A 14,423-nucleotide genomic window follows, 5' to 3' on the forward strand; every position below is an offset into this window, starting at 1 on the left:
CATGCCGCGATTTGTGGATGATTCATTGCTGAGCGGTTTGAAGCTCTTGGCACATGGTTAAGTCACCATGCGGGTCCGCGCGGGACCCTTGTGGAGAAGGGGTCAGGTCTCTCATGGGTTCGCCGGCGCCGCCGCTCGGTCTTCAGGGTGCGTACTCAGCGGCCGGCCAGACCTCCCAGGAAGAATTGCGTGGCCGCCTCATCGGGGTCGCGGGCCAGCTTCTCCTCACCCACGGTGCCGACAGCCTGACCGTCCGCCGGATCGCCGCCGAGGCGGGGTGCTCGACCACCGTCGTCTACACGATGTTCGGCAACAAGGAAGGCCTGGCCGAGGCGATCTACCTGGAGGGTTTCGAGCGGTTCCGCCGCAGGCTGGCGGCCGTGCCGCGCCACCCCGACCCGCTGGCGTACCTGGCGTCCCTCGGCCCGGCGTACCGCGAGGCGTGCCTGGCCGAGCCGGGCTTCTACAGCGTGATGTTCGAGAAGGCCATCCCGGGGTTCGAGCCGAGCGAGCGGGCGCGCACGCTGGCGCGGGCGGCGGTCAACATCTTGGACCGCGCCATCGCCGACTGCATCGCCGCCGGGTACATGGTGCCCACCCAGCCGCGCAAGATCGCCGACTGCCTGTGGGCGGCCGCACAGGGCGCGGTGAGCCTGGAGCGCGCCGGCCACCTGCGTGACGACCAGGTCTACACCTCGGTCACCCTGGCCGCCATCAGCCGCTACCTGGTCTACAAGGACGCGCTGCCGGTCTCCCTCTAGCGGCCGAGCGGGGTGCGCGGGCGGGCCGAGAGTGCCACCCACAGCTCGGCGCGGACCGCGGGGTCGTCCAGGTCGCGGCCGAGCAGCTCGCCGACGCGGCGCATGCGGTACCGCAGGGTGTGGCGGTGCACCCCGAGCCGCTGGGCGGCGGCGTCCCAGTGCCCGTTGCAGGCCAGATAGGCGCGCAGCGACTCCACGAGGTCGGCCCGGGAGCCGTACTCCCGCAGGGGGGCGAGCAGCGAGGTGGCGAACCCGGCCAGCAGCCCCGGGTCGACCAGCGACAGCAGCCCCTGGCCGGCGAGGTCGGCGAAGCGGGTCACCGGGGCCGCCGAGCCGAGGGCGAGCCTGGCCTGGTCCAGCCCGGTGCCGAGTTCCTCCGGCCGCACCGGGGCGCTGACGCCGGCCCGGCCGCGCGCCCCGGCGATCGCGGCGGCCCGCTCGGCCTCGCCCGCCGGGACGAGCGCCACCACCAGGCCGTCCCAGGGGGCGGTGAAGCCGGGCAGCGCGTCGTACAGCGCCTCGGCGTCGTGCGGTTCGCAGGCCAGCACCACCACCGGCCCGGACGGCGGGCCGTCCCCGAGCGCGTCCATGGCCCGCGCCGCCGCCTCGCGTTCCCCGGCGAGCAGCAGCTCCAGCACGGCGGCGCGGACGCGCCGGGCCATGGCGAGCTGGTCGCGGCCCCGGGCCAGCGACAACGCGAGCAGCGACCCGGCGGTGTTGACCACGGTGTGCCCCACCGGCGTGAACGGCCGGGCCGCGCCCGCCGCGAAGAACCCCCGGACGCGGTGCCGTTCCCCGAGCGGCCGCACGACGACGTGCTCCCCCGGGCCGGACAGCGCGAGGCTCGCGGGGGCCCCCGGGGAACGCAGCCGGGTGATCTCGGCCCGCACCAGTTCGGTCCCGGCGGCGGCGCCGTCCCCGGCGGCGTGCAGCGGCGTGCCGTCCGGGTCCAGCAGCACGGCCCACCCGTGGATCTCCCGGGCGAGCCGGTCCACCACCGCGGCCACGCCCCCGGGCCGCAGCGCCGCCCGGGTCAGCCGTTCCTGCGCGGCGAACGCGTTGCTCAGCTCCTCGTACCGCTCGGTGGCCAGCAGTTCGCTGACGGCCTTGCCGATGGCGATGAACGGCGTCTCCCGCGGCACCTCGACCAGCGGCAGCCCCACCTGCGCCGCGGCGGCGGCGAACTCGGGCGGCACGTCGTCGTGGCCGAGCCCCACCCCGAAGCCGAGCCCCGCGGCCCCGCGGGCGACCAGCCGGGAGACGTACGGCACGGCGCCCGGCGCCGCGAGCCGCATACCGGTGGTGAGGACCAGCTCGTCGCCCTCCAGGAAGGGGGTGGGGTCCTCCAGCTCGCTCACCGCGACCCAGCGCACGGAGCGGTCCAGGGCCGCCTCGCCGGCGAGCACCCGCAGCCCCAGCGAGGTGATCGCCACCACGCGCCGCAGGGTCGGCGCCATCACAGCCCCCCAGGCCGTCGGGACTTGTACACCCCGGACAAGCAGGATGTCCATATTGTGCCATGTCGCCGGATCGGCAGCCGGTACCGGGCGCCGTACCGTCGGAAGCATGAGCATCGAGCAGTCCATCACCCAGGGCGGGCCCTCCCTGCCGCAGGAACGGCGCCTGGTCACGGCGATCCCGGGACCGCGGTCGCAGGAGATGTTCGCGCGCAAGCGCGCGGCCGTCCCGCCGGGCATCGGCACCACGCTGCCGGTGTTCGTCACGCACGCCGGTGGCGGCGTGGTGGTGGACGCCGACGGCAACTCGCTGATCGACTTCGGTTCGGGCATCGCGGTGACCACCGTGGGCAACGCCGCGCCGCGTGTGGTGGAGCGGGTGCGCAGGCAGGTGGGCGACTTCACCCACACGTGCTTCATGGTCACGCCGTACGAGTCGTACGTCGAGGTGTGCGAGCGGCTGAACGCGCTCACGCCCGGCGGCCACGAGAAGCGGTCGTTCCTCGTCAACTCCGGCGCCGAGGCGGTGGAGAACGCGGTGAAGGTGGCCCGGCTCGCGACCGGCCGCCAGGCCGTCGTGGTGTTCGACCACGGGTACCACGGCCGCACGCTGCTCACCATGACGCTGACGGCGAAGAACCTGCCCTACAAGCAGGGCTTCGGGCCGTACGCGCCCGAGGTGTACCGCATGCCGATGGCCTACCCGTTCCGCTGGCCCTCGGGACCGGAGAACTGCGCGGCCGAGGCGCTGGCGCAGGTGACCGACGCCATCGACAAGCAGATCGGCGCGCGCAACGTCGCGGCCATCGTGATCGAGCCGATCCAGGGCGAGGGGGGCTTCATCGAGCCGGCCCGGGGCTTCCTGCCCGGCCTGCTTGAGTACTCCCGGGCCAACGGCATCGTGTTCGTCGCCGACGAGGTGCAGACCGGTTTCGCCCGCACCGGCCACCTGTTCGCCTGCGAGGACGAGGGCGTGGTGCCCGACATCATCTGCACGGCCAAGGGCATCGCGGGCGGCCTGCCGCTGGCGGCGGTGACCGGCAGGGCCGAGCTGCTGGACGCGGTGCACGTCGGCGGGCTCGGCGGCACGTACGGCGGCAACCCGCTGGCGTGCGAGGCGGCCCTCGCCGTGCTGGAGACCATCGAGGCGGACGGCCTGGTGGAACGGGCCCGGCGCATCGGCGACCTGATGCTGCCCCGGCTGCGGGCGCTGGCCGAGCGGTCCGACGTGGTGGGCGACGTGCGGGGCCGGGGCGCGATGACGGCCATCGAGCTGGTCGTGCCCGGCACCACCGAGCCGGACCCGGCGGTGACCGGCGAGGTGGCGCGCCGCTGCCACGCCGAGGGCCTGCTGGTGCTGACCGCGGGGACGTACGGCAACGTGCTGCGTTTCCTGCCGCCGTTGTCGATCTCGGACGCGCTGCTGGACGAGGGGCTTTCTATCCTGGAAAAGGCAATTTCGTCTGTTTAGTCGCGCCACTGGAGGGCACCCGGCTTGCTGCCGGGTGCACCTTTTGTCGTGAACAGCCGGACACAATGCCGGCGATTTAACCGCTCCTTGGCTTCCCCGTAGTCGATCACCGCCGGTAGTCCGGTTATAACGGTTCGGGTATGAGGCGTCCACACCACTGGAGCGTGATGAGCTGCGACCCGGCCGCGGCCCGGCGAACACCGACCTTCGACCCCGCCGACCTCACCGGTCCCCAGCGCGACGGCGACGCCTGCGTGGTCTGCCACAAGAAATGGCCACGCCCCCGCGTGAAAGCCGGCCGCCTCCCCGACGGCTCCCCCGTGATGGCCTGCGAGGACTGCGCCAAAGCCCTCCAGCCCGCCGCCCCGTCGCCCCGGCGTGACCCCCGCTCCCGGCGGGCCGCCACCTCCTGACGGGTCAGCGCGCCACGAGATCGCGCCAGCGGGCCGTCCATTCGGTGTAGTCGGTGCAGCCGGTGCCCTCGTCGCACGCCCGGGACGGGCGGACGGCGAAGCGGACCTTCTTGAGCCACGCGGAGTCGGTCATGCGGTAGGCGTCGCAGACGCGGGTGACGCGGCCGTCGCAGGCCTCCTCGTTGGCGGGGGCGAAGCCGGTCCACGCGGCGGCCTGGCGCTGCGCCTCGGGCGAGCCGATCCAGTCGAGCCAGCGGTAGGCGCAGTTGGGGCTGGCGGGGCGGGCGGCGAGCATCCAGGAGTCGACCCAGCCGGTGGTCTCGCCCTCGGGGACGGCGTGCACCGTGCGACCGGCGCGTCTCAGCAGGTCCTGCTGGTACGGGATGGTGCGCGCCAGGCGTACCGTGCCCGCGGTCAGGCCCTGGAGCGGCTCGATGGGCTCCTGCCAGTACGTGCGCTCGCCCCGCCGCTCGGCCAGCAGCGCCACGGCCGCGTCGAGCTGCGCGGGGGTCAGCTCGAACGGGTCGCCGACGCGGAGCTCGGGGCGGGTCAGGCGCAGGGCCAGCGCGGCGCCGGCGATGGACAGCGGGCCGTCCGGCAGCGTCGCCGTGCCGGGCCGGGTGTAGAGGGACGCGGCGTCCAGGCCCCGCACGTCGCCCGTGGAGAGGGTGGCGTACCAGCCCCACAGGTAGGGCACGCCGTACACCTCGTCGTCCACGACGGCAGGCCGCTGGGTGCGCAGCCACTTCGGGATGTCGTCGTAGTGGGACAACAGGGACGTGGTGATCGGCGCGGCCTTGCCTTCGGCGATCAGCCGCCCCGCGACGTCGGGCGGCGCCGCGATCACGTCGTAGGGGACGCGCCGCGCCATGGCGTCCATCTCACCGGGCGAGGAGGGGTACCGCAGGTTGACCTTGCACCCGGTGTCGCGCTCGAACGGCCCCACCCAGTTCACCGCCGGGTCGTAACCGCCGTACTCGGCGTACCCGCGCGGCGCCAGCACCGTGACCGAGCCCTCACCGGGACCGAGCGCCTTCGGCGAGGGGGACGGCGTGGGCGTCACGGACGGCCCCGCCGTGGTGGGGCGCGCGGACGCCGACGGCACCGGCACCGACGCGGCCCCGGCCTTCGGCACGGCGGACGGTCGCGCGGGGACGTCCGCGGCGGGCTTCCCCGAAGCGGTGCACCCCGCCACGGAGACCAGCCCCGCGGCGGCCAGAGCCGTCAGGGCGGAACGCCACCGCCTCACCTGTGGTCCACCCCCGCCCCTCGGTACTCACGCTGCCCGCAGCCTATCGGCCGGGGCGGGCGCGGGGGCCGTACCTACCCGTTGGTGGGGAAACCGAGGTTCACCCCGCCGTGGCTCGGGTCCAGCCAGCGGGACGTGACCACTTTCCCGCGGGTGTAGAAGTGCACCCCCTCGGGGCCGTGCACGTGCGTGTCGCCGAACAGGGACGCCTTCCAGCCGCCGAAGCTGTAGTAGGCCATCGGCACCGGGATCGGCACGTTGACGCCCACCATGCCGACCTCCACCTCGTTCTGGAAACGCCGCGCGGCGCCGCCGTCGTTGGTGAAGACCGCGGTGCCGTTGCCGTACTCGGTCTCGTTGATGATGCGCAGGCCCTCCTCGTACGAGGCGACCCGCACCACCGACAACACCGGCCCGAAGATCTCGTCGCGGTGCACGGTGGAGCCGGGGCGCACGTGGTCGATCACCGTCGGGCCGAGCCAGAACCCGGGGGTGCGGGACGCCGTGGTGCCGCCCGTGACCGGCGTCTCGCGGCCGTCCACCACGAGCTTGGCGCCCTCGGCGAGCGCGGTGTCGAGGTAGGAGGCCACCTTGTCGCGGTGCGGCCCGGTGACCAGCGGCCCCATGTCGGACCCGGGGTCGTCGCCGGGCCCGACGGTCAGCCCGCCCACCCGTTCGACGATCTTGTCGACCAGGGCGTCGCCGACCGGGTCCACCGCGAGCACGACGGAGATCGCCATGCACCGCTCCCCCGCCGAGCCGAAGCCGGCGTTCACCGCGGCGTCCGCCACGAGGTCCAGGTCGGCGTCCGGCAGCACCAGCATGTGGTTTTTCGCGCCGCCGAGCGCCTGCACCCGCTTGCCTGCGGCCGTGCCGGTCCGGTAGACGTACCGCGCGATGGGGGTGGAGCCGACGAACGACACCGCCCGCACGTCCGGGTGCTCCAGCAGGCCGTCCACCGCCGCCTTGTCGCCCTGCACGACGTTGAACACGCCGTCCGGCAGCCCCGCCTCCCGCCACAGGCGCGCCATCAGCAGCGACGCCGAGGGGTCGCGCTCGGAGGGCTTGAGCACGAACGTGTTGCCGCAGGCGACGGCGACGGGGAACATCCACATCGGCACCATCACCGGGAAGTTGAACGGCGTGACACCCGCCACCACGCCGAGCGGCTGGCGGATGGAGAAGGTGTCCACGCCGGTCGAGACGTTCTCCGAGAAACCGCCCTTCAGCAGGTGCGGGACGCCGCAGGCGAACTCCACCACCTCAAGGCCGCGGGCGACCTCGCCGAGCGCGTCCGAGCGCACCTTGCCGTGCTCGGCGCTGATCAGCTCGGCGAACTCGTCGCGGTGCCGGTCCACCAGCTCGCGGAACGCGAACAGCACCTTGGACCGGCGGGCCAGCGAGGTGTCCCGCCACCCCGGGAACGCCTCCCGCGCCGCGGCCACCGCCGCGTTCACCTCGGCGGCGTCCGCCAGGTCCACGTGCCCCGCGACCCGGCCGGTGGCCGGGTCGAAGATCTCGCCCCGCCGGCCCTCGCCGGGGGTCTCCGTTCCGCCGATCCAGTGGCCGACCCGTTTCATCCCGTCGCCTCCTCGTTGACGGTCTCCAGTGCGGTGACGAGGATGCCGAGCCCTTCGCGCGCCTCGTCGTCGGTGAGGGTGAGCGGCGGCGCCATGCGCAGCGCGTGGCCGTACAGACCTCCCTTGCCGACGAGCAGGCCGAGCTTCTTGGTCTCCTCGAGCATGCGGGTGGCCAGCGACGGGGACGGCTCGCCGGTCGCCGGGTCCACCAGGTCCACCGCGAACATCAGGCCCTTGCCGCGCACGTCGCCCACGACGGGCAGGCGGGGCGCGGCCTCACGCAGGCCGTCGATGAGGATGGCCCCGGTGACGGCGGCACGGGAGCGCAGGTCGTGGTCGAGCACGTAGTCGAGGGTGGCGCTCGCCGCGGCCATGGCGATCGGGTTGCCCCCGAAGGTGGACAGGCCGATGGCCTTCGGGCCGTCCATCAGGTCACCCCGGGCGACGACACCGCCGACCGCGAAGCCGTTGCCGAGGCCCTTGGCGAAGGTCAGCATGTCCGGCGTCACGCCGTGGGCCTGGATGCCGAAGAACGACTCGCCGGTGCGGCCCCACCCGGTCTGCACCTCGTCGGAGATGAAGAGGATGCCCTCCTCGTCCAGCACCTGCTTGTACGCCGCGAACAGCCCGTCCGGCGCCATGGTGAAACCGCCCACGCCCTGGATCGGCTCGGCGATCAGCGCGGCGACGTCCGGCGCGGCGGCGGTGGCGAGCACGTGGCGCAGGTCGGCGACGCACGCCTCGATGTAGGCCTCGTCGGACATGCCGCGGAACTGGGGCAGGTGACGGTCGGCGCCGTGCAGGAAGTGCACGTTCAGCGGCGACAGGGAGTTGTTCTTCCAGCCGCGGTTGCTGGTGACCGCGATCGCGCCGAAGCTGCGGCCGTGGTAGCTCTGCCGCATGGCGAGCACCTGGTCCGACCCGCGGGCGAACGTCGCGAGCAGCAGGGCGGTCTCGTTGGCCTCGGTGCCGGAGTTGGTGAAGAACACCTTGGCGTCCGGGATGCCGGTCAGCCCGGCGATCTTCTCGGCGAGCTCGATCTGGGTGCGCAGCAGGTACAGCGTGCTGGTGTGCACGACGCCCGTGGCGAGCTGGCGCTCGACCGCCTGGCGCACCTCAGGCACGTCGTAACCGATCATGTTGGTGAGGATGCCGGCGAAGAAGTCGAGGTAGCTGCGGCCCTCGGCGTCGACGACGCGATTGCCCTTGCCTCGCACGATCTCGATGGGCTGCTCGTAGTAGAGGGGCGACCAGTTCGGCAGGACCGCGCGGTGGCGCGCGAGTAGGTCGGACATAGTTCAGATTATGTCGACTCGCCGACTCCTGCCCCCGGTGCACAGTGTCGGGGAACCAGGAATTCGCGTTACATTATGCTAGCCGGTCCGTAAGCATGTCTCTTCGCCCGGTCAACCTGTTGTCCGGACATTGCATGACAGACCAGATCAGCCGTCAGACGGCCGGATGCCGCGCCCCCGAGCGGCCCACCTTGGCCGTGTCACAACAGTGTGTCAAGGACTGGCCATCCGTCTTTACATTCTGATCGGATAGGCTCGGTTATGTGCTACCGACCCTGGCCGACGTCCTCGCGTTGGACGCCGTTCACCGGGGCAGCCCGCGCGTGGTCGCGGGCGCCGACCGGCTGGACACCCGTGTGCGGTGGGTTCACGTCGGGGAGGTCAGCGACATCGCTCACCTGCTGCGCGGCGGCGAGCTCATCCTCACCACCGGCATCGCCCTCCCCGAGGACCCCGGCAAGCTGGCCGACTACATCGCCGACCTCGCCGGCGTCGGCGTGTCCGGCCTGATCGTCGAGCTCGGCCGCCGCTTCGTCGGCGAGCTGCCGCGCGAGGTGGTCGAGGCCGCGGAGACCCACGGCCTGCCGCTGGTCACCCTCGCCCGCGAGACGCCGTTCGTGCAGATCACCGAGTCGGTGCACGCCCGCATCATCGACATCCAGCTCGAGGAGCTGCGCGCCTCCGAGCACCTGCACGAGGTGTTCACCGAGCTGTCGGTCGAGGGCGCCTCGCCCGCCGAGGTGCTCCGCCAGGTGTCCCGGCTGTCCTCACGGCCCGTGCTGCTGGAGAACCTCGCCCACCAGGTGCTGGCCTGCGAGAGCTCGGGACGCGACACCGGCACCCTGCTCGCCGGCTGGGAGGCGAGGTCGCGGGCCGTCGCGCCGCGCGAGCGCACCGCGTACGACGCGTCGTCCGGCTGGCTCGTCACCATGGTCGGGGCGCGCGGCCACGACTGGGGGCGGCTCATCGTCATCTACGACATGCCGCCCGGCCCGCGCGACGTCGTGCTCGCCGAACGCGCCGCCACCACCCTGGCACTCGGGCGGCTGCTGGAACGTCACCAGGAAAGCCTGGAGCGCCAGGCCCACGGCACCATCCTCACCGGCATCCTCACCCACGCCTACGCCGACCCCGACGAGGCCGCCGCCCGGGCCCGCGCCGTCGGCGTGCCGCTCACCGGGCGCAAGCTCATCAGCGTCGTGCTGCGCCTCGCCGAGCACGACGACACCGCACTGAACCTCCAGGCCCGGCTCGGCGAGCTGGCCGAGGCCACCGCCGCCGCCTGCCGCGACGCACGGCTGCCCGCCCTGGTCGGCGCGCTCGACCAGAACCGCGTCGGCGTGCTGCTGCCGCTGCCGCCCCGCATGCTCGCCGAAGGGGCGCTCACCGCGCTCGCCGAACGGCTGCGCACCGCGTTCACCACGCCGTTCGTGCTGGCCGCGGGGTCGGTCGTGGAGTCGGTGCGCGACGTGCGGCGCAGCTTCCTCGAAGCCGAACAGGTCGCCGAGGCCGCGGCCCGCCAGCCCGACCGGCGCCCGTTCTACCGGCTGCCGGACCTCCGGCTGCGAGGGCTGCTCCACCTGCTGCGTGACGACGCCCGGCTGCAGACGTTCGCCGAACGGGAGCTCGGGCCGCTGCTGGCGCACGACGCGCACCGCGGCGGCGACCTCACCGGCATACTCAAGACCTACCTGGAGGCGGGCCGCAACAAGGCGGTGGCCGCCCAGCGGGCCCACCTGTCCCGGCCCGCGTTCTACGACCGGCTGCGGCGCCTGGAGCGCGTGCTCGACACCGACCTGGACGACGTCGAGTCGTGCCTGTCCCTGCACGTCGCGCTGCTGGCGCTCGAGTCGTTCAGGCGCGAGATCCGCTGAGGAGATCCACGTGACCACCGGCAGGACCACCGTGCGGGCGCGCGACCTCGGCATCGTCATCGGCGACGGCACACCCGGGCCGTACAACGCCATCACCGACGTCACCGGGGTGCGGGTCGGGCACACCACCCTCGTGCACGGCGACGGCCCCCGGGTGGTCGGCGCGGGGCCGGTGCGCACCGGCGTCACCGTGGTGCTGCCGCACGAGGGGTCGGCGTTCGACGAGCCGGTCTACGCCTCGTACCACTGGCTGAACGGCAACGGCGAGATCACGGGCCTCGCCTACCTCGCGGAGTTCGGCATCCTCGGCTCGCCGATCGGGCTCACCAACACCGCCTCGGTGGGCACGGTGCGCGACGCGCTGGTGGAGATCGAGGTGGCGTCCCTGGCCAAGGGGCGGTACGCGTGGTCCCTGACGGTGGTAGGCGAGACCTGGGACGGCACGCTCAACGACATCGACGGGCAGCACGTGTGGCCCGAGCACGTCAGGACCGCCTACGCCGCGGCGTCCGGCGGGCCGGTGGCCGAGGGCGCGGTCGGCGGCGGCACCGGCATGATCTGCCACGGCTTCAAGGGCGGCATCGGCACCGCCTCCCGGGTGCTCCAGGAACAGCACGGCGGCTACACCGTCGGCGTGCTCGTGCAGGCCAACCACGGCAGCCGCCGCCGGCTGACCGTCAACGGCGTGCGGGTGGGCCCGTCGTTCGCCGACGTGCCGATCCCGGTGTCGCCCGCGCCGGAGGGCGCCGGGTCCATCATCGGGATCATCGCCACCGACGCGCCGCTGCTGCCCCACCAGTGCCGCCGCCTGGCCCAGCGGGCAGGGCTCGGCGTGGCGCGCACCGGCGGGGCGGGCGAGAACTCCAGCGGCGACGGCTTCCTGTGCTTCTCCACCGCCAACCGCGAGCTGCCCGCCAACACCGTGGACGCCGACCCGCCGCTCACCTACCAGGTCACCGTGCTGGCCGACGAGCACATCGACCCGCTGTTCTACGCGGTGATCGAAGCGACCGAGGAGGCCATCGTCAACGCCCTGGTGGCCGGGGAGACGATGACCGGCGCGGACGGCGTCACCGCACACGGCCTGGACGGGGAACGGCTGGCCGCACTTCTCCGGAATTCCTGATTTACCTGGGCATTTACCGCTAAAGGCATTCTCTGTTGGGCGTCTCCTGACGAACCGCGTCCTATATGCCGGGTTACATTCTCGTAGACGTTGGCGTGTTCACCGGCGCCAGACCGGTCACTCCCCACACCATGGTGCACCGAGGACTGAATCACCCACGGGAGCCCCTGATGCCACGTCGCCTTCTCGCAGGCCTTACCGTCCTTGCCGTCACCGCGGCCACCGTACCCGCGCTGACGGCCACGGCGACGGCCGAGCCGGCCCGGTGGACGGTGCCTGAGTCGGCTTTCCCGTTCGGCGAACCCGGCGAGGCCAAGCAGAAACACAAGTCCGTGGCCACCGGCATCGACATGTTCACCCTGCGGCACGGCAAGGCGGGCGACGGGTACACCGCGTCGGTGCTGATGAAAGGCAAGGACGCCGCACCGCGGGCCGAAGCGGAGGCGGCCGCGGAAAACGCGCGGTCGGCCGGTTTCCCCGCGGTGGTGACGGAATTCGTGCGGCCCGGGGTCGCCGATTACCCGGAGGGCACCGGGTACATGGTGCGGGTCGGGTCGTGGCCGCTCGACCAGCGTGACAAGGCCGCCGAAATGGTCAAAAGCCTTAAAGAGGCAGGAATCTCCTCAAAGGTGGACTTTCTCGGGGACGACGGCACCCCGACCACCGGCCCGTGGGACGTCCGCGTGCTGACCGTCGACCCCAAGGCCTTCCGCGGTTCCTACCACGCGACCGTCGGCAAGACCGTCGCCGACCGCGAGACCACGTCCTCCATGGCGAGGCGCGCCGGTGCCGTCGCCGCCGTCAACGGCGGTTTCTTCAACATCCACACCGAGAAGCACCTGCGTGGTGAGCCCGTCGGCGTCTCCGTCGTGGACGGCAAACTGCTCAGCGAAGCCGTCGCCGGCCGCAGCGCCCTCATCCTGAAGGACCGCACCGCCCGCATCACCGAGGTCCGCACCGACATCACCGCCACCTCCGCCGACGGCGAGAAGACCGCCGTCACCGGCGTCAACCGCGTCGCCCGCCCCGACGAACTGGTCCTCTACACCGAGGAGTACGGCGCCAAGACCCCCGCCGACGGCGGCGCGGAAGCCGTCCTCGACGCCGGCGGCGCCGTCATGGAACTGCGCCCCTCCGGCGGCAAGGTGGCCCCCGGCACCCGCGTCCTCCACGGCACCGGCATCATGGCCGACTGGATCTGGTCCCACGCCTGGGAACAGTGGACCGTCAAGATCACCACCAAGGTCATCGACCTCCGCACCGACAAGGCCATCCCCCTGACCCCCGACACCAGCGTGATCGGCGGCGGCGTAGGCCTCGTCCGCAACGGCCGCGAACGCGTGACCGCCCAAGCCGACGGCCACGCCAGCGTCAACATGATCCTCCGCCGCCACCCCAGGACCCTGGCCGGCGTAACCCGCAACGGCACCCTGATCCTGGTCGCCATAGACGGCCGCCGCCCCGGCACCACCGTCGGCGCCTCGATGGTGGAAGCCGCCCGCCTGATGCTCTGGCTGGGCGCCCGCCAAGCCATCAACCTGGACGGCGGCGGCTCCAGCGCCATGATCGTCAAAGGCAAGGTGGTGAACAAGCCCTCCGACGGCGCCGAACGCGGCGTAGGCGACGCCCTCCTGATCGTCCCCTAACCCTTCACCCAAGCACAAACGGCAACCGCGCCCCGAACTCCCCCAACGCCACTTTTTCGGTACCGGTCGGCACACGCCGCCCGGTACCGACCAGCAACACGTCCCTGTCCGAGAACGACGCAGGAAACGCCCTCCCCGCGATCTTCTCCAACGCCACCCGCGCCGCCGCCAGACTCCCGGCATCCGGCCCCGCGACCGACGGCAGATGCGCGACCAGATCAAGATGATGCAAGGTCCACTCGAGCACATAAGCCGCGAGGTAATCCCCCACGGTCAACACCTCCCCCCGAGTGCCGACCAGCACAGCCGGATCCGCCAGCTCAGCCGCCCGCCCCGCCGCCGCCCCCACGTCATCCAAGTGAAACTTGAGCAACCACGGCTCCCCATAAGCCGCCGCCAGCCGCGGAATCAGCGCATCAAGCGGATCCTCACCCGTCGGAGGATCGACCAGCCGCCAATAGGTGACCGCATCCACAGTCGCCGCACCCTCAGCCGGCGTAACCAAAGTGATCAGCACATCCTGAGCATCGATAACCAGATGACAAACCAGATCCCGCACCAGCCACCCAGCACACCCAGACGCCCGCCCGAAGTCCCCATCCGGAAGCGCAGCAACCGCCTCACGCAACCCCACCCAAGACCGAGAAAAAAGCTCCACTGCGGCACGCTAATACCCCACCGAAACACCAGACAAGCGCATTCCCCCCTCCGCCGTTCCTTCACCTGCCCCAGGACCTGAACAGCAGGTACACGCCAAGAAACATGGGAAGCTCACCAGCCGAAGCCAGGTCGAAGCATTCGCCCCCCCCGTCGGCCGGAGTAAATCCCTAGCTGTGCGGATGAGGGCGACATCCCTGGCCACGGGTCCGGGCCTGCGGACGGACGACAGACGATGAACAGGAGACGGCGACCGGCGGCACGCCCTATTTCCACCACTGTCCGCCCCAGATCCGCCGTACCGCCTCCCCCCACGTCAGCGCCGGTGAAGCATCCTGTGACGCGAGAGCCCAACCTCTTGGGGACTGCATCGACCTGTGAGAGGCGGCGCGCCTGGCGGGCGGAAGCCCGTTGGACCCGCCGGTGCCTGTCGTACCGGCGATGGGGGGTGGGGGTTTGAGCAGGCTGGTGCTGATGGAGCAGGGCAACTAAAGCGGGCGGGCCATGACCACAGCAGCCGAAGTCGGGGTCGAAAGGACTACTGCCCCCGAACTCCCACCGGTGACTCGTCATACGGCGGCGCCGAGTTCGCCGTACCACGGCCCACCGCGTCGGCGCCGTGGAGACCCCCGTGAGACAGGAGGCGGAACCTCTTGTGGGCCGCAGCACCCTATGGGAGGAGGCACAACGGACGGGCGGGGAGCCCGCCAGACCCGGTGGTGGGAGTCGCACCGGCGGTGGCGGGTGGGGGTTTGGGTGGGCTGGTGGGTTGCGTCCACGGAGGTGGTGTACGAGTTTCGGCTGGTAGTCAGCGTGGCGTCGTGAAACGAGGACGGCCATCGCGTGATCCTTTTCGATGTTCCACGATCGAAGGAGAACCAAGGCGATGGCCGT

At 72.0% G+C, this 14,423-nt stretch carries 11 protein-coding genes; 6 read left to right on the plus strand and 5 right to left on the minus strand.

All coding sequences use genetic code 11. From position 1 onward, the window contains the following. Window positions 1–113 precede the first annotated feature (113 nt). Window positions 114–761: a TetR/AcrR family transcriptional regulator gene (locus ABGB17_RS14150; protein WP_347629350.1), complete on the plus strand. Its 648-nt coding sequence runs from the start codon at window positions 114–116 to the stop codon at window positions 759–761. Here ABGB17_RS14150 and ABGB17_RS14155 read toward each other — a convergent pair. Then, window positions 758–2,218, minus strand: coding sequence for a PucR family transcriptional regulator (locus tag ABGB17_RS14155; RefSeq protein WP_347629352.1), 1,461 nt, complete (start codon window positions 2,216–2,218; stop codon window positions 758–760). The genes ABGB17_RS14150 and ABGB17_RS14155 overlap by 4 nt on opposite strands. A 109-nt stretch (window positions 2,219–2,327) precedes the next feature. On the opposite strand from ABGB17_RS14155, the gene gabT reads away from it, so the two are divergent. Next, window positions 2,328–3,689: a 4-aminobutyrate--2-oxoglutarate transaminase gene (gene gabT, locus ABGB17_RS14160; RefSeq protein ID WP_347629354.1), complete on the plus strand. Its 1,362-nt coding sequence runs from the start codon at window positions 2,328–2,330 to the stop codon at window positions 3,687–3,689. A gap of 167 nt (window positions 3,690–3,856) precedes the next feature. Continuing rightward, window positions 3,857–4,102, plus strand: a complete 246-nt coding sequence (locus tag ABGB17_RS14165) for a hypothetical protein (protein ID WP_347629382.1) — start codon at window positions 3,857–3,859, stop codon at window positions 4,100–4,102. A 4-nt stretch (window positions 4,103–4,106) separates the two neighbouring features. Here the strand turns inward: ABGB17_RS14165 and ABGB17_RS14170 are convergent, their stop codons facing one another. The 3 genes from ABGB17_RS14170 to ABGB17_RS14180 form a co-directional block, all read right to left on the minus strand. Continuing rightward, window positions 4,107–5,351: an extracellular solute-binding protein gene (locus ABGB17_RS14170; RefSeq protein ID WP_347629356.1), complete on the minus strand. Its 1,245-nt coding sequence runs from the start codon at window positions 5,349–5,351 to the stop codon at window positions 4,107–4,109. 74 nt (window positions 5,352–5,425) lie between these two features. Beyond that, a complete protein-coding gene (locus tag ABGB17_RS14175; RefSeq protein WP_347629358.1) occupies window positions 5,426–6,931 on the minus strand; it encodes a CoA-acylating methylmalonate-semialdehyde dehydrogenase in 1,506 nt (501 codons plus the stop codon). Then, window positions 6,928–8,226 carry an aminotransferase class III-fold pyridoxal phosphate-dependent enzyme gene (locus ABGB17_RS14180; protein WP_347629360.1) on the minus strand — a complete coding sequence of 433 codons (1,299 nt, stop codon included), beginning with the start codon at window positions 8,224–8,226 and terminating at the stop codon, window positions 6,928–6,930. Before ABGB17_RS14180 ends, ABGB17_RS14175 begins: the two co-directional genes overlap by 4 nt. 263 nt (window positions 8,227–8,489) lie before the next feature. On the opposite strand from ABGB17_RS14180, the gene ABGB17_RS14185 reads away from it, so the two are divergent. From ABGB17_RS14185 to ABGB17_RS14195, 3 genes are all read left to right on the plus strand, one after another. Continuing rightward, window positions 8,490–10,100, plus strand: coding sequence for a PucR family transcriptional regulator ligand-binding domain-containing protein (locus ABGB17_RS14185; protein ID WP_347629362.1), 1,611 nt, complete (start codon window positions 8,490–8,492; stop codon window positions 10,098–10,100). A 10-nt stretch (window positions 10,101–10,110) separates the two neighbouring features. Further along, a complete protein-coding gene (locus tag ABGB17_RS14190; protein WP_347629364.1) occupies window positions 10,111–11,226 on the plus strand; it encodes a P1 family peptidase in 1,116 nt (371 codons plus the stop codon). A 170-nt stretch (window positions 11,227–11,396) separates the two neighbouring features. Further along, on the plus strand, window positions 11,397–12,872 hold the full coding sequence (locus ABGB17_RS14195; protein ID WP_347629366.1) for a phosphodiester glycosidase family protein: 1,476 nt from the start codon (window positions 11,397–11,399) through the stop codon (window positions 12,870–12,872). A gap of 4 nt (window positions 12,873–12,876) precedes the next feature. Here the strand turns inward: ABGB17_RS14195 and ABGB17_RS14200 are convergent, their stop codons facing one another. Then, window positions 12,877–13,530 carry a maleylpyruvate isomerase N-terminal domain-containing protein gene (locus ABGB17_RS14200; RefSeq protein ID WP_347629368.1) on the minus strand — a complete coding sequence of 218 codons (654 nt, stop codon included), beginning with the start codon at window positions 13,528–13,530 and terminating at the stop codon, window positions 12,877–12,879. Between the last annotated feature and the right edge of the window lie 893 nt (window positions 13,531–14,423).

Source organism: Sphaerisporangium sp. B11E5, from assembly GCF_039871875.1.
Lineage (GTDB): Bacteria > Actinomycetota > Actinomycetes > Streptosporangiales > Streptosporangiaceae > Sphaerisporangium.

Coding starts and splice junctions, on each gene's coding strand:
- ABGB17_RS14175 (WP_347629358.1), bottom strand. CDS start 6,931: ATGAAACGGGTCGGCCACTGGATCGGCGGAACGGAGACCCCCGGCGAG.
- gabT (WP_347629354.1), top strand. CDS start 2,328: ATGAGCATCGAGCAGTCCATCACCCAGGGCGGGCCCTCCCTGCCGCAG.
- ABGB17_RS14155 (WP_347629352.1), bottom strand. CDS start 2,218: ATGGCGCCGACCCTGCGGCGCGTGGTGGCGATCACCTCGCTGGGGCTG.
- ABGB17_RS14180 (WP_347629360.1), bottom strand. CDS start 8,226: ATGTCCGACCTACTCGCGCGCCACCGCGCGGTCCTGCCGAACTGGTCG.
- ABGB17_RS14150 (WP_347629350.1), top strand. CDS start 114: ATGGGTTCGCCGGCGCCGCCGCTCGGTCTTCAGGGTGCGTACTCAGCG.
- ABGB17_RS14195 (WP_347629366.1), top strand. CDS start 11,397: ATGCCACGTCGCCTTCTCGCAGGCCTTACCGTCCTTGCCGTCACCGCG.
- ABGB17_RS14165 (WP_347629382.1), top strand. CDS start 3,857: ATGAGCTGCGACCCGGCCGCGGCCCGGCGAACACCGACCTTCGACCCC.